The organism is Pseudomonas sp. LPB0260 (genome assembly GCF_013388395.1).
Window position 1 is genome coordinate 5,348,168 of sequence record NZ_CP058247.1, and the last position, 22,361, is coordinate 5,370,528.

General features: G+C 66.0%; 20 protein-coding genes and 1 pseudogene. 9 read left to right on the plus strand and 12 right to left on the minus strand.

Annotated elements, in window-relative coordinates:
* Positions 1 to 10: 10 nt before the first annotated feature.
* Both LPB260_RS23855 and LPB260_RS23860 read left to right on the plus strand, forming a co-directional pair.
* Positions 11 to 2,503, plus strand: coding sequence for a circularly permuted type 2 ATP-grasp protein (locus tag LPB260_RS23855; protein ID WP_208708332.1), 2,493 nt, complete (start codon positions 11 to 13; stop codon positions 2,501 to 2,503).
* Positions 2,500 to 3,411 (plus strand): transglutaminase family protein, encoded by a 912-nt coding sequence (locus LPB260_RS23860; protein ID WP_208708333.1) that lies wholly within the window; start codon positions 2,500 to 2,502, stop codon positions 3,409 to 3,411. The genes LPB260_RS23855 and LPB260_RS23860 overlap by 4 nt, the downstream gene beginning before the upstream one ends.
* A 6-nt stretch (positions 3,412 to 3,417) precedes the next feature.
* Here the strand turns inward: LPB260_RS23860 and LPB260_RS23865 are convergent, their stop codons facing one another.
* The 4 genes from LPB260_RS23865 to LPB260_RS23880 all read right to left on the minus strand — a co-directional run bounded on the left by LPB260_RS23865 (position 3,418) and on the right by LPB260_RS23880 (position 6,612).
* The gene (locus LPB260_RS23865; protein ID WP_208708334.1) at positions 3,418 to 4,005 is read right to left on the minus strand and encodes a TIGR00730 family Rossman fold protein; all 588 of its coding nucleotides are present in this window, start codon (positions 4,003 to 4,005) and stop codon (positions 3,418 to 3,420) included.
* Between the two features lie 714 nt (positions 4,006 to 4,719).
* Complete coding sequence (locus LPB260_RS23870) at positions 4,720 to 5,631, minus strand: glycerophosphodiester phosphodiesterase (protein WP_208708335.1); 912 nt, start codon at positions 5,629 to 5,631, stop codon at positions 4,720 to 4,722.
* A gap of 204 nt (positions 5,632 to 5,835) precedes the next feature.
* Positions 5,836 to 6,213, minus strand: coding sequence for an osmotically-inducible lipoprotein OsmE (gene osmE / locus LPB260_RS23875; RefSeq protein WP_208708336.1), 378 nt, complete (start codon positions 6,211 to 6,213; stop codon positions 5,836 to 5,838).
* A gap of 162 nt (positions 6,214 to 6,375) precedes the next feature.
* Positions 6,376 to 6,612 carry a hypothetical protein gene (locus tag LPB260_RS23880; RefSeq protein ID WP_208708337.1) on the minus strand — a complete coding sequence of 79 codons (237 nt, stop codon included), beginning with the start codon at positions 6,610 to 6,612 and terminating at the stop codon, positions 6,376 to 6,378.
* Positions 6,613 to 6,927: 315 nt separating this feature from the next.
* Between LPB260_RS23880 and LPB260_RS23885 the strand changes: the two genes are divergently transcribed.
* The 6 genes from LPB260_RS23885 to LPB260_RS23910 all read left to right on the plus strand — a co-directional run bounded on the left by LPB260_RS23885 (position 6,928) and on the right by LPB260_RS23910 (position 14,122).
* The gene (locus tag LPB260_RS23885; protein WP_208708338.1) at positions 6,928 to 7,434 is read left to right on the plus strand and encodes a TRAP transporter small permease subunit; all 507 of its coding nucleotides are present in this window, start codon (positions 6,928 to 6,930) and stop codon (positions 7,432 to 7,434) included.
* Positions 7,435 to 8,760 carry a TRAP transporter large permease subunit gene (locus LPB260_RS23890; RefSeq protein WP_208708339.1) on the plus strand — a complete coding sequence of 442 codons (1,326 nt, stop codon included), beginning with the start codon at positions 7,435 to 7,437 and terminating at the stop codon, positions 8,758 to 8,760. It begins immediately after the preceding gene.
* 161 nt (positions 8,761 to 8,921) lie between these two features.
* A complete protein-coding gene (locus LPB260_RS23895; protein WP_208708340.1) occupies positions 8,922 to 9,974 on the plus strand; it encodes a TRAP transporter substrate-binding protein in 1,053 nt (350 codons plus the stop codon).
* A gap of 153 nt (positions 9,975 to 10,127) precedes the next feature.
* Entirely contained in the window at positions 10,128 to 11,501 is a 1,374-nt protein-coding gene (locus tag LPB260_RS23900; protein WP_208708341.1) for a glutamine synthetase family protein, read from the plus strand.
* 54 nt (positions 11,502 to 11,555) lie between these two features.
* A complete protein-coding gene (locus LPB260_RS23905) occupies positions 11,556 to 12,944 on the plus strand; it encodes an aldehyde dehydrogenase family protein (protein ID WP_208708342.1) in 1,389 nt (462 codons plus the stop codon).
* An 8-nt stretch (positions 12,945 to 12,952) separates the two neighbouring features.
* Entirely contained in the window at positions 12,953 to 14,122 is a 1,170-nt protein-coding gene (locus LPB260_RS23910) for an iron-containing alcohol dehydrogenase (protein WP_208708343.1), read from the plus strand.
* 270 nt (positions 14,123 to 14,392) lie between these two features.
* Here the strand turns inward: LPB260_RS23910 and LPB260_RS23915 are convergent, their stop codons facing one another.
* From LPB260_RS23915 to LPB260_RS23935, 5 genes are all read right to left on the minus strand, one after another.
* Positions 14,393 to 14,734 (minus strand): hypothetical protein, encoded by a 342-nt coding sequence (locus LPB260_RS23915; protein ID WP_208708344.1) that lies wholly within the window; start codon positions 14,732 to 14,734, stop codon positions 14,393 to 14,395.
* Between the two features lie 253 nt (positions 14,735 to 14,987).
* A complete protein-coding gene (locus tag LPB260_RS23920) occupies positions 14,988 to 15,464 on the minus strand; it encodes a GNAT family N-acetyltransferase (protein ID WP_208708345.1) in 477 nt (158 codons plus the stop codon).
* Positions 15,465 to 15,689: 225 nt separating this feature from the next.
* The gene (locus tag LPB260_RS23925; protein ID WP_208708346.1) at positions 15,690 to 15,908 is read right to left on the minus strand and encodes a DUF6500 family protein; all 219 of its coding nucleotides are present in this window, start codon (positions 15,906 to 15,908) and stop codon (positions 15,690 to 15,692) included.
* Between the two features lie 101 nt (positions 15,909 to 16,009).
* Entirely contained in the window at positions 16,010 to 16,375 is a 366-nt protein-coding gene (locus LPB260_RS23930) for a cupin domain-containing protein (RefSeq protein ID WP_208708347.1), read from the minus strand.
* Positions 16,376 to 16,460: 85 nt separating this feature from the next.
* Entirely contained in the window at positions 16,461 to 17,006 is a 546-nt protein-coding gene (locus tag LPB260_RS23935; RefSeq protein ID WP_208708348.1) for a GrpB family protein, read from the minus strand.
* A 164-nt stretch (positions 17,007 to 17,170) separates the two neighbouring features.
* Between LPB260_RS23935 and LPB260_RS29120 the strand changes: the two are divergent.
* Positions 17,171 to 17,454: pseudogene (locus LPB260_RS29120) on the plus strand (IS110 family transposase); the annotation flags it as partial.
* 97 nt (positions 17,455 to 17,551) lie between these two features.
* Here LPB260_RS29120 and LPB260_RS23940 read toward each other — a convergent pair.
* The 3 genes from LPB260_RS23940 to LPB260_RS23950 form a co-directional block, all read right to left on the minus strand.
* Positions 17,552 to 18,082, minus strand: coding sequence for a hypothetical protein (locus LPB260_RS23940; RefSeq protein ID WP_208708349.1), 531 nt, complete (start codon positions 18,080 to 18,082; stop codon positions 17,552 to 17,554).
* Positions 18,083 to 18,160: 78 nt separating this feature from the next.
* Entirely contained in the window at positions 18,161 to 19,459 is a 1,299-nt protein-coding gene (locus tag LPB260_RS23945; RefSeq protein WP_208708350.1) for an MFS transporter, read from the minus strand.
* Positions 19,460 to 19,630: 171 nt separating this feature from the next.
* Complete coding sequence (locus LPB260_RS23950) at positions 19,631 to 22,144, minus strand: CoA transferase (RefSeq protein ID WP_208708351.1); 2,514 nt, start codon at positions 22,142 to 22,144, stop codon at positions 19,631 to 19,633.
* Positions 22,145 to 22,361 lie beyond the last annotated feature (217 nt).

The following is a 22,361-nucleotide window of genomic DNA, read 5'->3' on the forward strand; positions in this document are numbered from 1 at the left end:
CGAGTGACTCATGCCCGACCTGCTAGCCGACTACCCGCTGAGCGATGCGGCCTACCACGAACTGGTGGATGCCAAGGGGCGGGTGCGGCCGCACTGGCGCCGCCTGTTCGAGCGCCTGCAGGGCGCCAGCCCCGAGCAGTTGGCCCAGCGCCAGGCCCTGGTGGCCCGGCAGATCCAGGAAAACGGCGTGACCTACAACGTCTACGCCGACCCCGAAGGCGCCGACCGGCCCTGGGAGCTGGACCTGCTGCCGAACCTGATTCCCGCCGATGAGTGGCGCCAGATCGCCGCCGGCGTGGCCCAGCGGGCGAAGCTGCTCGACGCCGTGCTGGCCGATATCTACGGGCCGCAGCAGCTGATCGCCGATGGCCTGCTGCCGGCCGAGCTGGTATTCGGTCATAACAACTTCCTCTGGCCGTGCCAGGGCGTGAGGCCGGCGGGCGACACCTTCCTGCACCTGTATGCGGTGGACCTGGCCCGCGCGCCGGATGGCCGCTGGTGGGTCACCGACGACCGCACCCAGGCGCCGTCCGGTGCCGGCTACGCCCTTGAGAACCGGCAGATCGTCTCGCGCACCTTGCCCGAGCTGTACCGCGAGCTGAACGTGCAGTACCTCGGCGGCTTCTTCCGCACCCTGCAGGAGACCCTGGCGCGCCAGGCCCCGGCCGACGGCGAGACGCCCCTGGTGGTGCTGCTGACGTCCGGGCGCTTCAACGAGAGCTACTTCGAACACCTGTATCTGGCCCGCCAGCTCGGCTACCCGCTGGTCGAGGGCAGCGACCTGACGGTGCGCGACGCCACCCTGTACCTGAAAACCCTGGCCGGCCTGCGCCGCGTGCACGCGGTACTGCGCCGGATGGACGACGACTTCTGCGACCCGCTGGAGCTGCGCGCCGATTCCGCCCTCGGGGTGCCCGGCCTGCTCGAGGCGGTGCGTCGCGGCCGGGTGCTGATCGCCAATGCACTGGGCAGCGGGGTGCTGGAGTCGCCGGGGCTGCCCGGTTTTCTCCCGGCCATCGCCGAGAAAGTGCTCGGCGAGAAGCTGCTGCTGCCGAGCATCGCCAGCTGGTGGTGCGGCGAGGCGCCCGTGCTCCAACAGGCCCTGAAGAAACTGCCGGAGCTGCTGGTGCGCCCCAGCTTCCCCTCGCAGAGCTTTCCCCCGGTATTGGCCCGCGACCTCGACGAGGCCCAGCGCTCGGCGCTGGCCGAGCGCCTGCGGGCGCGGCCCTATGCCTATGTCGCCCAGGCCCGCCCGCAACTGTCCCAGGCGCCGGTATGGCTGGGCGAGGCGGATGGCTTGCAGTCCCGGGCCATCGGCATGCGGGTGTTCGCCGTGGCCAGCGCCGAGGGCTACCGGGTGATGCCCGGCGGTCTGACCCGGGTGGCCGCCGCGGCCGATGCCGAAGCGGTGTCGATGCAGAGCGGCGGGGCGAGCAAGGACACCTGGGTGCTCGGCGAGCGTCATCCCGGCGGCGAGCCCTGGCAGTGGTGGCGCGCCCTCGGCGTGGCCGACCTGGTGCGCAGCGACCCCTTCCTGCCGTCGCGGGTGGTGGAGAACCTGTTCTGGTTCGGCCGCTACAGCTCGCGCTGCGAGGATGGCGCGCGCCTGCTGCGCATCATGCTGGCGCGCTATGTCGACGATGACGACGATCCCCAGGCCCTGGAGAGCGCCCTGGCCCTGGGCGAAAGCCTCGGCCTGCTGCCGGAGGCGGCCAGCGGCGAGCTGGAGCAGCGTCTGCTGCAGGCGCTGCTCGGCGCCGACTGGCCGGCCAGCCTGCGGACCAACCTGCAGCGCCTGCAATGGACCGCCGGCAGCGTGCGCGGCAAGCTGTCCCAGGGCAACTGGCAACTGCTGCTGGAGCTGCAGCGCGAGGCCCATCGGCTGGATGCCGAGGCCGCGGACTTCGGCGAACTGCTGGATTACCTCGACGGCCTGCTGATCTCCCTGGCGGCGCTGTCCGGCTTCGCCCTGGACGACATGACCCGCGACGATGGCTGGCGTTTCCTGCTGGTCGGGCGCAGCATCGAGCGCCTGCACTTCATGGCCGAGAGTGTCGCCGCCTTCCTGCGCAGCGATGCGGTCGGCGACTCGTCGGCCCTGGCCTGGCTGCTGGAGCTGGGCAACAGCAGCATCACCTACCGCACCCGCTACCTGGCCTCGGCGCAACTCATCCCGGTGCTCGACCTGCTGCTGCTGGATGAGCAGAATCCCCATGCCGTGCTGTTCCAGCTGCGCACCCTGCTGCGCGCGCTGGGCCGTCTCGGCGAACGCTACGAGCTGCCGGACGAGGTGCCCTTGCGCCAGCTGGAGCAGCAGCTCAGCGACTTCAGCCTGGCCAGCCTGGAGAACCCGCTGTTCGGCCCGAGCAGCGTCAAGGCGGTGCTGCTGGGCCTGGCCGATCTGCTGGAGCGCATCGCCGGGGCCGGCGAAGATGCCTCCGAACACCTCGGTCTACGCTTCTTCGTGCACGTCGACCCCAGCCAGCGGACCCAGTCGACATGAACAGCGCGGCCTATCAGATCATCCACGACACCCACTACCGCTACTCGGCGCCGGTCTCCCTGGCCCAGCAGCTGGCGCACCTGTGGCCGCGGCCCTGCGCCTGGCAGCGCTGCGACGAGCGCGAGCTGCAGGTCAGCCCGCGGCCCTGCCAGCGCCGCGACGAACTGGACGTGTTCGGCAACCCGCTGACCCGACTGGTGTTCGAGCGCCCCCATGATGCCCTGGTGGTCGGCGCGCGCCTGCGCATCGAGGTATTGGCCCGGCCAGCGCTGGCGCTGACGGACTCGCCGCCCTGGGAGAGCATCAGCGGCGCGCTCAGCTACAGCGGTCGTGCGCTCTCGCCGGCCTTGCTGGATGCCGCCCGCTACCGCTTCGAGTCGCCCTATGTGCGCCTCAAGCAGGCCTTCGTCGATTACGCCGACGACTGTTTTCCGGCCCGCCGGCCGCTGCTCCTGGCGGTGCAGGCGCTGATGGGCAAGATCTTCGAGGAGTTCACCTTCGATGCCGTGGCCACCCAGGTGGCCACGCCGCTGCTGCAGGTGCTGGAGGAACGCCGCGGCGTGTGCCAGGACTTCGCCCACCTGATGCTCGCCTGCCTGCGCTCCCGTGGCCTGGCCGCGCGCTACGTCAGCGGCTACCTGCTGACCCAGCCGCCGCCCGGCCAGCCACGGCTGATCGGCGCCGACGCCTCGCACGCCTGGATCTCGGTGTATTGCCCGCGCCAGGGCTGGGTGGACTTCGATCCGACCAACAATATCCGGCCGGCGCTGGAGCACATCACCCTGGCCTGGGGCCGCGACTTCGCCGACGTCTCGCCGCTGCGCGGGGTGATCCTCGGCGGCGGCAGCCACGACCCCGAGGTGCAGGTCACCGTGCTGCCGGTGGCCGAGGCGGTGGCGCCGAGCTGAGGCTACTCAGTCGGGCTTGCGATCGACCCACTTCGGCGCCGCATTCGGCTGCCACTGGCGCAGCGCCTGCAGCAGTTCACTGGGAGACTCGCCGAGCTGCAACATGGCGCGGTGCTGGGAGCGGACGAAGCGCTCGGTCACCAGGTGGTCGAGAAAGTCGCCGAGCTTGGTGTAGAAACCTGCGACGTCCAGCAGGCCCAGGGGCTTGCTGTGGTAGCCGAGCTGGCCCCAGGTCCACACTTCGAACAGCTCCTCCAGGGTGCCGAGGCCGCCGGGCAGGGCGATGAAGGCGTCGCTGAGCTCGGCCATCCGCGCCTTGCGCGCGTGCATGCCGTCCACCACCTCCAGGCGGGTCAGGCCCTGGTGGCCAATCTCCGCGCGCTCCAGGCTCTGCGGAATGATGCCGACGACTTCGCCGCCGGCGGCCATCGCCGCGTCCGCCACTACCCCCATCAGACCGACCGCGCCGCCGCCATAGACCAGGCGCAGGCCCTGTTCGGCCAGGTGCCGGCCGAGGTGCTCCGCCGCCTGGCGATAGATCGGCTGGGCACCGGGGCTGGCACCGCAGAATACGCAGATTGAGCGCAAGGTCATGCTCGACTCCTTAGGGCAATGATGCCTTCAGGGTAACGAGTCAGGCCGGCACGACCAAGGGCGGTTTGGCGCTATTCGTGGCTGCTGCCGCTGGCGCCCGAGGCGTAGGCGGCGAGCAGGCTGTGGATCAGGTCGTTGAGTGGCATGGGCGTTCTCCTTGAGGGCTGCGGATGAGGCTAGGCCAAGACGCTGCCAGCGGCTGGTTGATTGTCTCGATCAGGGCAATAGGCGGTCGCGGACAGTTGCCCACAGAGCCTGTGGATCAGCCTGTGGGTAAGCTGGTGGCAGAGTTGCCAAGGCCTCGATGCACGGCCCTTGCGGGGAATTGCATGTTTTTTGAGCTGCGGAGTTTTTCCAGTAAATACAGCGACTTGGGCTTGACGAGAGTGGATGGAAGCGGTGCGGATAAGTTGTCCACCACTGCTGTGGGTAGCCCTGTTGATAACTGTCGGGTAAGTGAGGCCGGGCCAGGCAGTGCATGGCCTGGCGGCCGTTGTGCGTTTTATGATCAGGCGTCGGGCGGGCGTGGGGGAGGCGCTTGTCCGCCCTGTAGTCAAGCAAAAAATCTAAATTTATCAGCAGGTTGTAAAAGGCTTATGGAACTTATCCAGTCTGCCTGTGGAACGAGCTGTGGATAAGCTGCGGGTGATTGGCGCCAGCCCCGATAGCGCTAGGCGGGGCCGGCGCTGGCTGTTTTTTGAGCGGCTGACGCGGCTAGTCGCTCAGCGAGCTGATCCGGGTCGAGCGGCCGAGCAGCTGCAGGGCGCGTTCCGGATGGTCGGTGATCAGCCCCCGGGCACCGAGGTCGAGCAGCCGGCGCATCGCCGGCTGTTCGTTGATGGTCCACAGCAGCACGTCGAGGCCGCAGTCGCGGGCGGTCCGCAGCAGGCTGGCACTGGCGATCGGTACGCCGCTGTGGCGCTCGGGGATCTGCAGCGCCTGGTAGGAGGGCGACAGCAGGCCGCCCAGGCCCAGCCAGTCGAGCGTCACCAGCAGCCGTACCGAGCCGGGGCCGGCGGAGGTGGCGACGCCTGGGCACTGCTCACGGAACAGTTGCAGGCTGCGCTCGTGGAAACTGCCGACCAGCACCCGCTCGCGCTGACCGCTGGCCTCCAGCAGCTGGCACAGACGGGCCTCGAGACCAACGTCCGGCGCCTTGATCTCGATCACCTTGGGCATGTCCGGCAGGCGCTCGAGCACCTCGGCGAGGCTCGGAATGCGAATGCCCTGGCCGCGGTAGGGGTAGCTCTGGCCGCCGTCGGCAGTCCAGTGGTAGCCGGCATCCAGGGCCTGCAGCTGCTCCAGGCTGCGTGCCGCCACCGGCCCCTGGCCGTCGGTGGTGCGCTCTAGGCGGCTGTCGTGGATCACCACCGGTTCGCCGTCGCTGGACAGGTGCAGGTCCATCTCCAGCATGTCCACGCCCAGGGCGCTGGCGCGTTCGAAGGCGAACAGGCTGTTCTCCGGCCACAGGCCCATGCCGCCGCGGTGGGCGATCACCAGCGGGCGCTCACCGAAGGTGGCCAGCACCGCCGGCGGCGAAGCCGGGCGACTGGTCTGGGCCAGCGCCAGCAGGGCGATGGCGGTCAGCAGCAAGGGGGCGAGGAGAAAGCGGGCGAGGCGCGGCATGGACCCTTCCGGTGCAGTCGATTGAGGCAGCAGAGCTGCGACTATGGCAAAGCTGGCGCAGATCGGCGAGGGCTCGATTGCGACCACCGGCACAGTCCGGGCATTGGCCGCCCAGGTGCCAGCGTGGTGGCCTGGCGCGCCCGGATTGACCCGCCCCGCCAGCTGTACTCTTACTGCTCAGACGAGCCGCCTTGGCCGCGCCGCTCAGTAGCCGCCGCCTCCGCCGCCGATCCCGTAGGGGGCGCGAGCTCGGGCGCGGGCGTTGCTTTCCATCTGTTCGCAGGTGGTGAAGCCCTTGCCGTCGACCCGCTCGGCCGAGTCGAGGCTGATGTGGTAGGCCTGGGGCTGGCCGTCGCGGGTGAGGATGTAGTCGAGACAGCTGCCCGGGCTGACGCTGCGCGGCATCTCGCCGGATGGCGGGCCGCCGATCTCCAGGACCTGCTGCTTGGTCATGTCGAGTTCGACCTTGGCCACCAGGGGTTCGTCGCGATAGCTCAGGTAGGCGGTGGGACTGCCCAGCGAACCGGCGCAGCCGGCCAGTGTGCACAGGAGCAGGCTGGCGCCCAGCGTGTGCTTGTTCATGGATACCTCCGTGAGGACGCCAGAAGCGGGGCGCCGGAGCGCCCCGCTGTGTTGCCGCTGGTCAGTGACTGCGCGCGTGGTGATGGCGCCTATGGATTTATCTTAGTTGATCGGGCGATTGCGCCGATCACTGCGCTATTACTGCCGGGCGCCGCCCTGCGTTCAGCCCTGGCCGTGCTGCTCCAGCAGACGCTCGGCGCCGCCTTCGGCCAGGCGCAGTCCCTGCTGTCCGGGGGTGCGTTCGGCACCGCCTTCGGCGACGTGGCGGTCCTGCGGGCGCACGTTTTGTTGGCTGTCCTTGAGCTCGCCGAGCAACGGCTGGGGGATCTGGCTCGGCAGGGCCAGGGCGTTGGTGGCGAACAGGCCGAGGGCCAGGGCAAGGATCGATGGGTAGTTCATGATGGCTCCTCCGGTTGGAGAACAAGGGTTACGGAGGGCCATGCTAGGGGCTTGCCGACGCCGGCAGAAGTTGAGCGCTTCGATAGTGTCCATCGATGTTGGTGATGCGCTGGATTGTCGGTTTTGTCGGCGCTATTCGCCGATTTTGCCTGATATTTCTCGACTTTTTTCGGCGCCTTGGCAGACGTGGTCGGCCGCGTAGCCACCTCCGCACGGTGATCACAGAGCGCCCAGCAGGCGCGCGATCCGGGCAAGTTGGCATTGTGAAATCTTCGGCTAGGCTGACGGGATAACAACTATTTCGTAGAGAACTGCATGCCAAGGGCCATACGGGTTTTCGTGCGCGGGGTGGATGCGATGAACCGGGTCATAGGCCGGTTCGCCATGTACCTGATATTCGCCATGCTGGCGGTGCTGCTCTACTCCTCGGTCAGCAAGACCTTCGCCGATCCGGCGATCTGGACCCTGGAAACCGCGCAATTCCTGATGGTCGCCTACTTCCTCCTCGGCGGCGGCTATTCCATGCAACTGGATGCCCATGTGCGCATGGACCTGTTCTACAGTCGCTGGTCGCCACGCACCAGCGCGATCATGGATGCACTCACCGTCGGCTTCCTGATCTTCTACCTGATCTTCCTGCTCTACGGCGGCATCTCCTCGACCCAGTACGCCCTGCAGTACGGCGAGACCAGCTACTCGGCCTGGTCGCCGCCCATGGCGCCGATCAAGATCATCATGACCCTCGGGGTGGCGCTGATGCTGCTGCAGAGCATCGCCACCTTCTTCAAGGATGTCGCCACGGCGCGTGGGGAGACGCTCTAAATGAGTTACGAGCTCATCGCCCTGTTGATGTTCTCCTCGATGATGTTGCTGTTGCTCACCGGCAAGCGGGTGTTCGGCGCCATCGGTTTCGTCGCGGTCGGCGCCGCCCTGCTGCTGTGGGGCGACGGCGGCTCGGAAATCGCCTTCAGCGCCGCCATGAAGCTGATGAAGTGGTATCCGCTGCTGACCCTGCCGATGTTCGTCTACATGGGCTACATGCTCTCCGAGTCCGGCCTGGCCGAAGACCTCTACCGCATGTTCCACGTGTGGATGGGGCCACTGCACGGCGGCCTAGCGATCGGCACCATCGGCCTGATGGTGGCGATCTCGGCGATGAACGGGCTGAGCGTCGCCGGCATGGCCATCGGCGCCAGTATCGCCCTGCCGGAATTGCTGCGCCGCGGCTACGACAAGATCATGGTCACCGGGGTGATCCAGGCCGGCAGCTCCCTGGGCATCCTGATTCCGCCCAGCGTGGTGCTGGTGCTGTACGGCATGATCGCCCGTCAGCCGGTCGGCCAGCTGTGGCTGGCCGGGGTCTTTCCGGGGCTGATGATGGCCGGGCTGTTCATCCTCTATATCGTCATCCGCTGTCGCCTGCAGCCCAACCTGGGGCCGGCCCTGGCCGAGGAGGAGCGCGAGCAGATCGGCTGGGGCGAGAAGCTGCGCCTGCTCAAGGCCGGCATCGCCCCGCTGTTCATCTTCTTCTGCATGACCGGGCTGTTCCTGATGGGCGTCACCAGCCTGGTGGAGAGCTCGGCGGTGGGCGCCGCGGCCGCCACCTTCACGGCCCTGGTCAAGGGCCGGCTGAACGCCAAGGTGATGGAGGAAACCCTGCGCAAGACCCTCGGCATCAGCTGCATGTTCATGTGGATCATCCTCGCCGCCCTGTGCTTCGGCGCGGTGTTCGACGGCCTCGGCGCGGTCAATGCGATCGAGGCCTTCTTCGTCGACCGCCTGAACCTGGGGCCCTGGGAGATCCTCATCATGATGCAGCTGTCGTTCATCCTGATGGGCATGTTCCTCGACGACACCGCCATGCTGGTGATCGTCGCGCCGCTCTACGTGCCCCTGGTCGGCGCCCTGGGCTTCGACCTGATCTGGTACGGCGTGCTCTACACCATCACCTGCCAGATCGCCTACATGACCCCGCCCTTCGGCTACAACCTGTTCCTCATGCGCGCCATGGCGCCGCCGGAGGTGACCCTGCGCGACATCTACGTCTCGGTCACGCCCTTCGTGCTGATCATGGTCCTGGCCCTGGTGCTGGTGATGGTCTTTCCACAGATCGCCCTGTGGCTGCCGCAGTGGCACTACGCGCGATGAACCATGTAATTCAGGAGCGGCCGGTCGACCTCGACAGAGGGCCGGCGCAGGCGCCATGAGGGGGATTGAGCCTACCTGAACACGCTGCACCGACCTTGCCGGGTCGCAGTGGTGCTATGCGGTTGTATGACATCTGGATCGACACTATTGGAGATAACAGCATGAGTACGAGACGCAAGTTCCTCAAGACCGCCGCGGTCACCACCGGCGCGGTGGGCGCTTCGGCCCTGGGCTCGGCGCACATCTACGCCGCCGAGCCGAAGAAGATCACCTGGCGCCTGCAGACATACGCCGGCCCGGCCCTTGCCGAGCACGTGATCAAGCCGTCCATCGACGCCTTCAACCTGGCTGCCAACGGGCAGATGGAAATCCAGCTGTACTACGCCGACCAGCTGGTGCCCACCGGCGAGCTGTTCCGCGCCATGCAGCGCGGCACCATCGACGCGGTGCAGAGCGACGACGACTCGATCGCCGCACCGGTGGACGTCTCGGTGTTCGGCGGCTATTTCCCCTTCGCCACCCGCTACAGCCTGGACGTGCCGGTGCTGTTCGAGAAGTACGGCCTGCGGCAGATATGGGAGGAGGCCTACGGCGAGGTCGAGGGCGTCACCTGGCTCGGCGCCGGGGCCTGGGACCCCTGCCATTTCGCCACGGTCGAACCGATCCGCAGCCTGGCCGACCTCAAGGGCAAGCGCATCTTCACCTTCCCCACCGCCGGCAAGTTCCTCTCGCGCTTCGGCGTGATCCCGGTGACGCTGCCCTGGGAGGATGTCGAGGTGGCGGTGCAGACCGGCGAGCTGGACGGCATCACCTGGTCGGGCATCACCGAGGACTACACCGTCGGCTGGGCCGACGTTACCAAGTACTTCCTCACCAACAACATCTCCGGCGCCTGGATCGGCTCCTATTTCGCCAACTCGGAGAAGTGGGCCGAGGTGCCCGAGCACCTCAAGACCCTGTTCAAGCTGTGTATGGACAGCTCCCACTACTACCGCCAGCACTGGTACTGGGGCGGCGAGGCGCAGCTGCGGGTGGAGGGCGGCAAGCTGCAGCTGACCACCATTCCCGATGCCGAGTGGAAGACCGTCGAGGAGGAGGCGCACAAGTTCTGGGACGAGATCGCCAAGACCAGCCCGCGCAGCGCCAAGGTGGTGGAGATCTTCAAGAAGTACAACGCCCTGATGGCCAAGGCTGGGCCACCCTACCGTTACTGACACTGACTGCCTGCGCTGCCGGGCGCAGGCCGGTGCCCGTGCCCGGTTGCGTCTGCGCCGGCGCGGGCGCCGTGCGTTTTGCGGCCGGTCGCTGGCAGCGAAGCAGAACCACCGACAGGGGACGTCGGCCATAACAACAGACAGGGGGCGAGTATGCTCAAACCGCGAGAAGTGAAGACCATTGAGGACGCCAAGCGTATCGTCGAGGAGCGCGGGCTCAGCCATATCAAAGTAGGGGTGTTCGATAACGATGGGGTGATGCGCGGCAAGTACCTGAGCCGCAGCAAGTTTTTCTCGGCGCTGGACTCGGGCTTCGCCTTTTGCGACGTGGTCCTGGGCTGGGACGTCAAGGACCAGCTGTACGACAACGCCAGCTACACCGGCTGGCACACCGGCTACCCGGACGCGCCGGTGCGGGTGCTGCCGCACACCTGCCGGGACATTCCCTTCGAGAACGGCATGCTGCTGTTCATCTGCGAGTTCGACCAGCAGGCCGAGGCCGTCTGTCCGCGCGGCACCCTGCGCCGGGTGGTCAAGCGCTGCCAGGAAATGGGCTTCGACCCCTTCGCGGCGCTGGAGTACGAATTCTTCATGTTCGACGAGACCCCGGAGTCGGCGCGGGAGAAGGGCTTTCGCAACCTCAAGCCGTTCACCCCGGACTGGTTCGGCTACTCGACCATCCGCAACTCGGTGCATGCCGAGCTGTACCACGAGATCCTCGAACTGGCCGAGCAGATGGACTTTCCCATCGAAGGCCTGCACACCGAGACCGGCCCCGGCGTGCTCGAGGCGGCCATCGCCTATGACCATGCCGAGGCCGCGGCCGACAAGGGCGCGCTGTTCAAGACCTTCATGAAGGTGCTGGCCCAGCGCAACGGCCTGATGGCCACCTTCATGGCCAAGTGGTCGGGCAAGTACCCGGGGCAGAGCGGGCATATCCACGTCTCCCTGCGCGACCGCAGCAGCGGCAAGTCGGCGTTCCACGACCCCAGCCAGCCGCACAACATGAGCGCGCTGCAGCGTCACTTCCTCGCCGGCCAGCAGCGCCTGATGCCGGAGTTCCTGTGCATGGTGGCGCCGACGCTGAACAGCTACCGGCGCCTGATCCCCGGTTTCTGGGCGCCGACCGATGCCACCTGGGGCGTGGAGAACCGCACGGCGGCGCTGCGCGTGATCCCCGGCAGCGACAAGTCGCAACGCCAGGAATATCGCCTGGGCGCGGCGGACGGCAATCCCTTCCTGGCGCTGTCGGTGGCCATCGGCTCGGGGCTGTACGGGGTGATGCAGCAGTGGCAGCCGACCGAGCCGGTGTCCGGCAACGCCTATGCGCAGAAACATCCGCCGGAGCTGGCGCTGCCGCGCACCCTGTGGGACGCGGCGCAGCGCCTGCGCGCCTCCACCGCCGCGCGCGAGCTGTTCGGCGACCCGTTCGTCGAGCATTTCGCCGCCAGCCGCGAATGGGAGGAACGTGAATACCGTCGGCATGTCAGCGATTGGGAGCTCGATCGCTACTTCGAAATCATCTGATTGCCGGGGGCGGCACGCTGTCGCCGCGCCCCTGTCCCGTTCTGGAGTGTCGCAATGAGCAAGTTGCAGTGCATATCACCGATCGACGGCTCGCTGTACGTCGAGCGTGAACTGGCTTCGCCCGAGCAGATCGCCGTGGCCCTGGCCAAGGCCGAGCAGGCCCAGCGGATGTGGAAAGACACCCCCCTGAGCGAGCGGGTCGCCATCGGCCGCAAGGCCATCGCCGCCTTCGCCGCCAAGGAAACCCAGCTGGCTGAGGAGCTGTGCTGGATGATGGGCCGGCCGATTCGCTACACCGCCGGGGAGATCCGCGGTTTCGTCGAGCGCGCCAGCCATATGGCGGACATCGCCGAGAGCGCCCTGGCCGACATCCGCCTACCGGACAAGCCCGGCTTCACCCGCTTTATCCGTCGCGAGCCGCTGGGCGTGGCGCTGGTCATCGCGCCGTGGAACTACCCCTACCTGACCGCGGTGAACGCGGTGATGCCGGCGCTGCTGGCCGGCAACGCGGTGCTGCTCAAACACTCGGCGCAGACCCCGCTGTGTGCCGAGCGCATGGTCGCGGCCTTCGCCGAGGCCGGGCTGCCGGACGGGGTGTTCCAGTACCTGCACCTCAGTCACGCCGATACCGAGCAGCTGATCAAGGCACCGGCGGTGCGCTACGTGGCCTTCACCGGCTCGGTGCCGGGCGGCGCCATGGTCGAGCAGGCGGCCGCCGGGCGCTTCATCGGCACCGGACTGGAGCTGGGCGGCAAGGACCCGGCCTACGTGCGCGCCGATGCCGACCTGGCCCACGCGGTGGAGACCAGCATCGACGGTGCCTTCTTCAACTCCGGGCAATCGTGTTGCGGCATCGAGCGCATCTACGTGCACGAGTCGCTGTACGACGCCTTCGTCGAGCAGGCGGTGGCGCTGGTGCGCCAGTACAGGCTGGGCCGCTCCGACGACCCCGAGACCACTCTCGGCCCGCTGGTGCGCGCCGAGGCCGCCGACTTCGTCCGGGGCCAGATCGACGAGGCGGTGGCCCAGGGCGCGACCGCCCATATTGACCCGGCCGACTTTCCCCAGGACCTGCGCGGCACGCCCTACCTGGCGCCCCAGGTGCTCACCGGCGTGCACCACGGCATGCGGGTGATGACCGAGGAGTCCTTCGGTCCGGTGGTCGGCATCCAGAAGGTCAGCGGCGATGACGAGGCGCTGGTGCTGATGAACGACAGCGAGTTCGGCCTCACCGCCGCCATCTTCAGCCGCGACGTCGAGGCCGCCCAGGCCCTGGCCGAGCGGGTCGAGGCCGGCACCGTGTTCCTCAACCGCTGCGACTACCTCGACCCGGCGCTGGCCTGGACCGGGGTCAAGCACTCCGGCCGCGGCTGCACCCTGTCGAGCATCGGTTACGAGCAGCTGACCCGGCCGAAATCCTTCCACTTCAAGACTCAGCTGTGAGGCGCCCCATGGACCTGAAGCAATACCGGATGAACTGGAACTACCCCACCGCGGTGCGCGTCGGCGCCGGGCGCATCACCGAGTTGCCGGCGGCCTGTCGTGAGCTGGGCATGCAGGCACCGCTGCTGGTCACCGACCCCGGCCTGGCGGCGCTGTCGGTGATCGACGACGCCCTGCTGCAGTGCCGCGACGACGGCCTCAAGGCCGGGCTGTTCTCGGCGATCAAGGGCAACCCCACCGGCCAGAACGTGATGGACGGCGTGGCGGCCTTCAAGGCCGGCGGGCATGACGGCGTGGTCGCCTTCGGCGGCGGCTCGGCGCTGGACGCCGGCAAGGCCATCGCCCTGATGGTCGGCCAGGATCGCCCCTTGTGGGACTTCGAGGACGTCGGCGACAACTACCTGCGGGTCAATGTCGCCGACATGGCGCCGGTGGTGGCGGTGCCGACCACCGCCGGCACTGGCTCGGAAGTCGGCCGCGCCTCGGTGATCACCGATGAGGCGGCGCAGATCAAGCGCATCATCTTCCACGCGCGCATGCTCCCGGCCCTGGTCATCCTCGACCCGCAACTGACCATCGGCCTGCCGGCCAAGGTCACCGCCGCCACCGGCATGGACGCCCTGTCGCATAACCTGGAGGCCTACTGCTCGCCGCTGTTCCACCCGATGGCCGAGGGCATCGCCCTGGAGGGCATGCGCCTGATCCAGCACTTCCTGCCGCGGGCCGTGGCCCACGGCGCGGACGTCGAGGCGCGGTTGCAGATGCTGGTGGCCTCCAGCATGGGCGCCACCGCCTTCCAGCGCGGCCTGGGCGCCATGCATGCCCTGGCCCATCCGCTCGGCGCGCTGTACGACGCCCACCACGGCCTGCTCAACGCGGTGCTGATGCCCTACGTGCTGCAGGCCAACCAGGAGCGCATCGGTCCGCAGATGTACCGCCTGGCGCGCTACCTCAACCTGGCCAAGCCGGGGTTCGATGGCGTGCTCGACTGGGTGCTGGAGCTGCGCAGCGAGGTGGGCATCCCCCACAGCCTCGGCGAGATCGGCATCGACGACAACCGCATCGAGCAGGTCGGGAAGATGGCCGAGGTCGATCCGTCGGCGGGCACCAACCCGATCGCCTTCAGCGCGGCGCAATACAGCCAGCTGTTCGAGAAGGCGCTGCGCGGGACGTTGTAGCGCGTCGGGGGAGTGTGTCCAGGCGGGGCATCGTGCTGCGCCTGGCGCGTCGAAGGTTGGCTCAAGCGCCACATCGCGCTGCGTTTGGTTCGTCGAGCAGGGCGTGCGCAGCGCCATCCCTGTGCCTGGTCTGGCTGCACGGACGATAGGCTCGTCATGCTGATAGAGCCCGGGACTGGGCGGATATACGAATGCCACTGCGCGGAGATCAGGCTCGAGAAACGATCACGCACTATAGGTAAGAACAGCCCATGTCGATTGCTGACCCACCTACTGGGAGATAAGAGAAAGTAGGCTTTCTTGCAGGGAGCCGGCATGTTCCGTGCCTGACTCATCAGTGAGCGAGAAAGCAACAAAACGCCCCCCAATCGGTGTGACGCCATCAATTGCGCTGCATAGGGTTAAAAGGGCGTCAGTTGACGCGATGCGTGCAAAAGATAAAAGTATTTCTTGCTGGTGCGGCTTAAGTTCACGAGCCAAACCAATGATGGCTTGCCACTCTTCGTTCCTCACGGAGGCCAAATCTTGGGTAGTGAGCATGCTTCTGTAGAACGATAGATTGTCTTCACATGCCTCTTTCACGAGGGCTTTGCACAGGCTCGATGTTTTCATGGCTTAGCTCTGGCACTAGGTTAAAGGTGTGGCCGCGATACTTGGACATCCAAGTGAGCGAAATCAACGAATTGAACCGCGAGTTAGGCGCAGCTAAGACAATACGGTAGTTGCAGCAACGGGAAAGCGAAAGACCGACGCTGCTGAAGCAACGAATCTATTGGGTAGGCTATTTGTCGTGGTACCGGGCGTGGGTTCACCCCCCTTCGCAGGCGCGAGTGACGGCAGTTACTAACAGGCGCCCGGTGAATGTTCAGTCATCCTTGTGGTCCGTTGGTGAACAGAGTGACTTTCCCATGAACACACTCAGTGGATGTTCCGGATAGGCGCCGAACGCCCCCCGTCGCATGTAGCCGTGTCTCCCGTAGAACCGCAGCGCCTCTGGCTGATACGGGCCCGTTTCAAGCATGAGCTCTCGGCAGCCTGACTTGTAGGCACCCGCTTCCAGGGCGGCGATGACGTGCCGCGCCACGCCCATATTCCGCGCTTCCGGCCGCACATACATGCGCTTGACCTCGCCGTAGAGGTCGTTAAGCACAACAGCGCCGCACCCGAGGGCTGCGCGCTGTTCATTCCGGGCTACGACAAACAGTACATTGGGCTTGGATAGCGACGTGAGGTCGAGCGCATACCGCGCTTCCGCCGGGTACAAAGAGTCCTGATAGGCATCGAGCTCTGCGATGAGCGCGATGACATCTGTTTGATTGGGCGATTCTTGTTCTACACGCATGATCGACTTCCGATGCCTGGCGTTAGATTAAGGGGCGGGCTTTGGCCCGATCCGAGTGAGTGAAGCGAAGGATCTGAACGCCGGAGCGGGCACATCTCGCGCCACGCTTCTATCACCCACAGCGGTGCTGGTTGAGCTGGCCAAGTCCATGTACCGAGTCGCCGAGAGTTTCCGTGTCGGAGGGGGCAGCGTAAGACCAGATGCTCTGGTTATGGACTGAATACATCAGAGCCCGGATTCAGCCATCAGCCTTATTTTTGTGGCTTTCTCGAAGTGATCCAGTTTGTGGGTTTGTATCCACCATGTTGCAGCCTCCATGAGTCGTTCTGGATCGTCATTTTTATTGGCAAAGAACGCATAAAAAGAAACGCCAACCGAGTCGCCCTTGGCAAGTATTTTCTTGGTGCACACGCTGACTATTTTTTCTCTTAGGTCCTGCCGCATTAATCTGCACTCTCCGTTGTCTGGCGTTTAGGTTGAGAGGCAGGCGTTAGCCTGCTCCTGTGGGTGAGACGAGCGATCTCCGTCGTGTTGACTGTTTTGTTTCATATCCACACATCATTCGTGGCGGTGCGATCGCTGGCTGCATGGCCAGTGTTGAGTACCCCGCGGGGCTCGATTAGTAGAACCTTTGCTTCATCTTTCGCGAAAGGTTTGTGCTCCTTGCCCTTCGGTACGACGTACATCTCGCCTTTCGACAGGTTTACATGTCCATCACGAAAATCAATTCGTAGTTTTCCGTCTAGTACAATAAAGGTTTCGTCTGTGTCCTTGTGTTCGTGCCAGACAAAGTCACCTTTGATTTTAACTAATTTGAACTGGTAGTCATTCATCTCTGCGATGACTTTGGGTGCCCATTGCTCGTCAAAGAGAGCAAGTTTTCTTTCAAGGTTTAGTGCCTCATATTCCATTGAGTGCTTCCTCTAGGTAACCGCTTGGTTAAAGTCCTTTCTTCGCCCGTCCTGTGTAAGCGCAGCGTGCGGCCTGCGCGGCTTGTTAGACCTCATTGCCCTGGCCGCGCCGGCAGTGAGTGAGTACCGCCTGTATGAAGGGTGCTTTGGCCGCTGTGTACGCTTCGCGGTCAGTGCGATGCTGAACGGCAAGCTGTAGTTTCAAGGCGGCGTACTGCGCAGCGAGCTTAGGGTTTGAGCGCAAGGTGTCGCGGAAGGCCAGTCGATCAAGCCACGTCGGGCTGTTATATACCAAGATATGCAGGTGATGCGTCCGTAAGTCAGGGGAGGGTTTGCAGAACCAGTGCATGTCCTCGGGCTTATACGGGTAATGCTGATAGGCCAGATGGCGCAATGCTTCAATGGCTCCGCGGGACTCTGCCAGCGACCTGACAGGCGCAGCAATGTCGATGATCGGTTTGGCAACCAAGCCAGGCACTGAAGTGCTGCCGACGTGCTCGATGGGGCCAACAAGCCACGGCTCAAGAACCTCGGCCAGTAACGCCTGCTCCTCTGCGAAAATTCGCGGCCAAGCAGGGTCGTATACGCGTATTTCTATCGGGGCGTCTTCAGTTGCAGCGAAGGTTCGCATGGCTTCTTCTGTGGTCCGTACCTGGATTAAAGGTTTAGCTCTGGCCGGCCCCTCCGGAGTGAGGCCCTCACCTGCACTACAGGCCGAATATACGAATACAACCGCGCAGACGACGCGCCACTCTTCTATCGACAGAGTGCGGCTGACTGTGCGCAGGGAGAGTGCTGAAGAAACGCATAGCAGTTGATCTGGTCAAGTCCGTTTACCAAGTTGCCGAGCGTGTCCGTGTCGGCGGGGTGAGTCAGCGTAGGCGGCTGAGTCGTGGGGTGCTCGGGCGATGTATACAGGAGCGAGCCGAGCCGGTCGAGTGGCTAATGGGGACCTGCGCTACGGCAAACTATTGAGGGGGTGGGGGCACCGGGTGAAGCGGCTGCATGCGTACCCTGTGCGGGACTGCCGGCGGGGCAACCAGGCCGAGCGCAGCGAATGCGAGGCCGACCTCGAGGCCGGCGTTGCCAGGGTTTCCTCCGATGCCGGTCACAAGCCTGGTACGTCTTATCGCCGTGGAATGGCCAACTGTTGCGGGTAGCTCGGCGGAGCGCAGGCTACTCGGCCTGCGCCGCCTTGCACGCCTCATAGGCCGGCGCGGCATAGATGCCCACTTCCACCGCCAGTTCCATCACCCGTGGCAGGTCGGTGCTGTACACCAGCACGGCCTGCAATTCGTCATCCAGCGGTTCGCTGAAGTCGAGCAGGACGTAGCCCCGGGTCTCCGGTGACAGGCTGGAGAGCTGCACCTGGATGCGGTTGAGCGCCTTGAGCGGTTCGACTTTCTGCAGCTGCTTGGGCTTGAGCACGAAGTTCACGCTGGGGCCGAAGGAGTCGGTGATCTGCTGGAACAGCTGGTCGTAGCTGTCGGCCTGGAACAGCACGGTGTCCGGCAGGCTGCCGACCACCACCCATTCGCCGAGCGGGATGGGGAAGTCGTCGTCGTAGTTGATGTCCGGGTTGGCGGCGAGGAAGGCCTGCGGGTCGGCATAGGCCTGGGCGGCCTCGGCGGCGATGCGGGCGATGTCCTCGGCCAGCATGCAGCCCGAGCTTATCTTGCCGATCAGTTCTTCGAGTTGCGCTTGCATGCTGTGGGTCCTGGGGCGATGGAGAAGGGCGCCAAGGATAGCCGAATTCGACCTGGCCGCGGCGCCAGCGGCGCTGCTTCAGGCCGTTGGCGACGGCGGTTGCGCGCTGCCCTCGGTTGCGGCCGCCGCTGCTGCGTCGGGCTCGTCGTCGTTCGGCATCGACTCCATCAGCACCGAGCCCACCGCTAGGGGCGCCTGCATCTGGAAGTGGGTGGGCGTCTCGCTGGTGGCGGGGAAGGGGTCGGTGATGCGCTTGTAGACGGCGTGGGTGACCATCAGGCCGGCCATCACCGCCAGGCTCCAGAAGAAGCTGGCCGGGCCCCATTGCTCCATGGTCAGGGAGACCATGAACGGGCCGATGCTGGCGCCGACGCTGCCCAGCAGCAACAGGGTGCTGCTGGCACCGGTGGCCTGGTCGGCCTCCAGCTGGTCGTTGGTCAGTGCCAGGTACAGGGCCAGCAGGGGGAAGCAGCTGCCGCCGAACAGCAAGGCCAGCAGCAGGTGGCTGTGGTTGGCGGCGAAGCCGACCAGGGCGCTGGCCGCGGCGAACAGCACGGCGGCCGCGGCGGCCGCGGCGATCACCGTGCGCCGGTCCATGCTGTCGGACAACCGGCCCAGCGGCCACTGCAGCAACATGCCGCCGACCACCAGCAGGGCCATGAACAGCGAGATGTCGCTGACCTGCATGCCCAGCCGGCTGGCGTACACCGAGCCCATGCCGAGGACCATGGCGTAGCAGGCGTTGATCAGGAAGGAGCCGACCAGGCCGGTCGGCGCCAGGCGATACAGGGTGGCGATGCTCACCGGGCGGGCGGCGGCGAACGAGGGCATCGGCGTGGCGGTGATCAGGATCGGAATCGCCGCCAGGCTGATGAGGATGGAGATCAGGGTGAACAGCTCGAAGCTGGCCGGGTCGGAGATGTTCAGCAGGAACTGCCCGCCCGACAGGCCGGCGAGCATGGTGATCATGTACAGCGACAGCAGCTGGCCACGGGTGCGGTTGTCGGCGGCCTGGTTCAGCCAGCTCTCGGCGACCACATAGATGGCCGACACCGAGAAGCCGGTGAGCAGGCGCATGACGCCCCAGACCCAGGGGTCGACCCACAGCGAATGGATCAGGATGGTCATGGAGGCCAGGGCGGTCAGCGCGGCGAAGGCGCGCACGTGGCCGACCCGCTGGATGATCGCCGGGGCGCGCAGCGAGCCGAGCAGGAAGCCGGCGTAGTAGCCGGACATCAGCAGGCCGGTGACGCGGGTGTCGAAGCCTTCCAGCTCGGCGCGAATGCCCAGCAGGGTGTTCTGCGCGCCGATGCACAGGCCGATGATGCCCAAGCCGAAGAACAAGGGCCAGACGGCCCGCACTGTCTGCTGAAACATGCTCACCACCGTGTTCGCGCAGCCGCGTCTTGCGACCCGGGCCGGCACCGGCAAAACGTGGCCAGGCCGTGAAGAATGGCTGGCCGAGGGCAGCGCGCCGCGCCTCGGCCCAGAAATGCAAAAGCGGGCGGGACAGCCAAACTGTCCCGCCCGCCGGTCTGATGCCTGAGTTTAGCTAGGCAGGAACTCCTTGGCCCAGCCCAGGCTGGCGATGTTGCGCTCGATCATCGATTCGATCTCGCTCGAGCTGTAGCCGGCATCGGCCAGCACTTCGCGGGTCGAGTGGCCCCAGCGCTCCGGCAGGCTGACCGCCCTGATGCTGGCCTCGCTCGGGCGGATCGCCAGGTGGTCGATCTGGGTCAGGCAGTGGCCGCTCGGGTGGTTGCGGTGGATCGAGAAGGCGAAGCTGCCCTTGTCGATGCCCACGGTGCCATCGCCTTCGCGGCTGTACTGCTCGCGCAGCGACTCGATCGACTGCGGAACCGCGGCGGCGATATCGGCTGCCTGCAGCTTCTCCGCCCAGTAGGCGGCTGGTGCGGCCTGCAGAGCGCTCTTCAGGAACGCGCCGACGTCGGCCGCGGCGCTGATGCCGGCCAGGCCCTCGACTTGCTCCAGCTTCGGCAGTTCGGCTTGCTTGGAGTCGAGGTAGATCCAGCCCTCGGAGGTCTTGTAGAAGTGCGACAGGGCGTGGTGGCCCAGCACTTCGCGACCGGACGGCTCGTTGAAGGGCGCGCGCCCCTCGTAATCGAAGGCGAAGGTGATCTGCGCCAGGTTGGTGACCGCCGACAGCGAGGTGCGCGAGCGGCTCGGCTGGCCGGTCTTTAGCTTGTGGTAGATCGACACCGCCATGCCCAGGCCGGCGGCGAAGCCGCAGTTGACGTCCAGGGTGCCGAGGTGTGCGTGCTCCTCCGGGGTCTCCGGGCCACCGAAGCGGCTCATGATGCCGCTGTGCGCCTGGATGATGTCGTCGTAGCCGATGTAGTTGGTCTTCGGACCCGGCAGCGGGCCGCCGAGGCAGTCGAGGCGGCAGAACAGCACGCCCGGCTTGACCGCCTGCAGGCTGTCGTGGTCCAGGCCCAGGGGCTTGAGCTGACGCTCGGGGGCGTTGATCACCACCATGTCCACCGAGCGCACCAGGCGGTTGAACACCTCGCGGCCTTCCTCGCTCATGATGTCGACCAGGGCGCTCTGCTTGCCCATGCTGGTCTGGAAGCTGAACAGGGTGCCGATCAGCGGATCGTACAGCGGCTTGACCGGGTCGAGCTTGATCACCTCGGCGCCGAAGCGGGCGAGGAAGGCGGTGGAGTGCGGGCCGGCGATCACGTTGGTCAGGTCGAGGATGCGCAGGCCGTCGAGCCAGCCGGCGTTGGAGGCGGGGGCGATGGCGGCGCCGACCGGACGGGTCACCACCTCGGCGGCGGCCACTTCGCTCAGCTCGGCCAGGGCCTGCTCGAAGCTGACATTCTTGCGTGGCCGCGGGCTGACCATCTGCCCGGCGCACTCTTCCAGCCAGGCGAACGGGCCGGGCTGCTTCATCAGGCCGTACTCGGGGTCGTTGACCTCGACGATCAGCCCGGCGGCGTTGGTGTGCTCGTGGTTGACCCACTCCTGGGTGGTGCGGTGCGGCGCGCCGGGGATCTGGCCTTCGCCGAAGATCTTCGCCCACTCCTCGGAGGTCCTGGTCAGGAAGGCCTTCTTCATCTTCGCCGAGATGTGGTCGGCCCATTTCTTCGGCAGCGGGTAGACGCCGATGGAGGTCTCGCCGTCCCACTCGCTGATCGGCGCGTGCAGGTCGTTGACTTCCGGCAGGCCTTCGGCGACCAGCTCGTCGTAGATGCCCAGCACGGTCAGGGCGCGCTTGGCGTGGTTGCGGTGCGACGGGCAGACGCAATAGAACATGCGGCCGTCGGCGCACTTGTAGGTGCGGTAGAAGGGGTCCAGGTATTCCTGCAGGTCGTCGTAGCTCAGGTCCATCGCGATGTTGTTGGCCTTGCGGTACTCGATCTCCTTCTCGCGCATGGTCTTGTAGCGCTCGGGCAGGCCTTCGATGACGTAGGAGTTGTACGACAGGCCTTCCATCAGCGCGGAGATCACCGGCACTTCGATGGCGTCGCCACGGCCGGTGCGCTCACGGGCCTGCAGGGCCAGGGCGACGGAGGCGGCAGCCAGGGCGGTGGCGTAGGCGGAGCCCAGCGGCAGCGGCGAGAAGCTCGGGTTCAGGCCCAGCAGCACGCGGTTGAAGCCCATGTCGGTGAAGGCGCCAGCGGTCGCCGCGACCACGGCCTCGGTGGCCTTCCACTCGCGGCGCAGTTCGTCGTTGCTGGCGAAGCCGGGGATGGACAGGGTGATCAGCTCCGGACGGGCTTCACGCAGCTTGGCGAAGTCGATGCCCAGCTCCTGCATGACGCCGGGACGGAAGCTCTCGATGACGATGTCGGCCTTGTCGATCAGGGCCATGGCCTGGGCGCGTCCGGCATCGGACTTGAGGTCCAGGCGCAGGCAGCTCTTGTTGCGGTTCAGCACGGCATTGGCCGGGTGGTCCCACTGCGGGCCCTGCGGCGGATCGATGTGCACCACGGTGGCGCCCAGGTCGGCGAGGGTCATGGCCACGGCCGGGCCGGCGATCTGCTGGCCGAAGTCGAGGACGCGGACACCGTTTAAAGGCAATTGATTGTTGTTGTTCATTTCAATTTATCCCTCGAGGAGCGATCCAGCCTGCTGGTGCAAATCAGGCAAGTTGGGTTGTTTTATTAATAAGTTGGCGAACTGCCACCAAGCTTTGCGGTTTGTCATCGAGCACGAGAGACTCGTTTTCGATGCGCTGTGGTTCGAGCGAGGCCGGCAATAACCTGGGCATCAATATCGATGGGCAGTTGTGCCCGTTATTGCCGCACCGCTCAGT

Coding starts and splice junctions, on each gene's coding strand:
- LPB260_RS23855 (WP_208708332.1), top strand. CDS start 11: ATGCCCGACCTGCTAGCCGACTACCCGCTGAGCGATGCGGCCTACCAC.
- LPB260_RS23860 (WP_208708333.1), top strand. CDS start 2,500: ATGAACAGCGCGGCCTATCAGATCATCCACGACACCCACTACCGCTAC.
- LPB260_RS23865 (WP_208708334.1), bottom strand. CDS start 4,005: ATGACCTTGCGCTCAATCTGCGTATTCTGCGGTGCCAGCCCCGGTGCC.
- LPB260_RS23870 (WP_208708335.1), bottom strand. CDS start 5,631: ATGCCGCGCCTCGCCCGCTTTCTCCTCGCCCCCTTGCTGCTGACCGCC.
- osmE (WP_208708336.1), bottom strand. CDS start 6,213: ATGAACAAGCACACGCTGGGCGCCAGCCTGCTCCTGTGCACACTGGCC.
- LPB260_RS23880 (WP_208708337.1), bottom strand. CDS start 6,612: ATGAACTACCCATCGATCCTTGCCCTGGCCCTCGGCCTGTTCGCCACC.
- LPB260_RS23885 (WP_208708338.1), top strand. CDS start 6,928: ATGCCAAGGGCCATACGGGTTTTCGTGCGCGGGGTGGATGCGATGAAC.
- LPB260_RS23890 (WP_208708339.1), top strand. CDS start 7,435: ATGAGTTACGAGCTCATCGCCCTGTTGATGTTCTCCTCGATGATGTTG.
- LPB260_RS23895 (WP_208708340.1), top strand. CDS start 8,922: ATGAGTACGAGACGCAAGTTCCTCAAGACCGCCGCGGTCACCACCGGC.
- LPB260_RS23900 (WP_208708341.1), top strand. CDS start 10,128: ATGCTCAAACCGCGAGAAGTGAAGACCATTGAGGACGCCAAGCGTATC.
- LPB260_RS23905 (WP_208708342.1), top strand. CDS start 11,556: ATGAGCAAGTTGCAGTGCATATCACCGATCGACGGCTCGCTGTACGTC.
- LPB260_RS23910 (WP_208708343.1), top strand. CDS start 12,953: ATGGACCTGAAGCAATACCGGATGAACTGGAACTACCCCACCGCGGTG.
- LPB260_RS23915 (WP_208708344.1), bottom strand. CDS start 14,734: ATGAAAACATCGAGCCTGTGCAAAGCCCTCGTGAAAGAGGCATGTGAA.
- LPB260_RS23920 (WP_208708345.1), bottom strand. CDS start 15,464: ATGCGTGTAGAACAAGAATCGCCCAATCAAACAGATGTCATCGCGCTC.
- LPB260_RS23925 (WP_208708346.1), bottom strand. CDS start 15,908: ATGCGGCAGGACCTAAGAGAAAAAATAGTCAGCGTGTGCACCAAGAAA.
- LPB260_RS23930 (WP_208708347.1), bottom strand. CDS start 16,375: ATGGAATATGAGGCACTAAACCTTGAAAGAAAACTTGCTCTCTTTGAC.
- LPB260_RS23935 (WP_208708348.1), bottom strand. CDS start 17,006: ATGCGAACCTTCGCTGCAACTGAAGACGCCCCGATAGAAATACGCGTA.
- LPB260_RS23940 (WP_208708349.1), bottom strand. CDS start 18,082: ATGCAAGCGCAACTCGAAGAACTGATCGGCAAGATAAGCTCGGGCTGC.
- LPB260_RS23945 (WP_208708350.1), bottom strand. CDS start 19,459: ATGTTTCAGCAGACAGTGCGGGCCGTCTGGCCCTTGTTCTTCGGCTTG.
- LPB260_RS23950 (WP_208708351.1), bottom strand. CDS start 22,144: ATGAACAACAACAATCAATTGCCTTTAAACGGTGTCCGCGTCCTCGAC.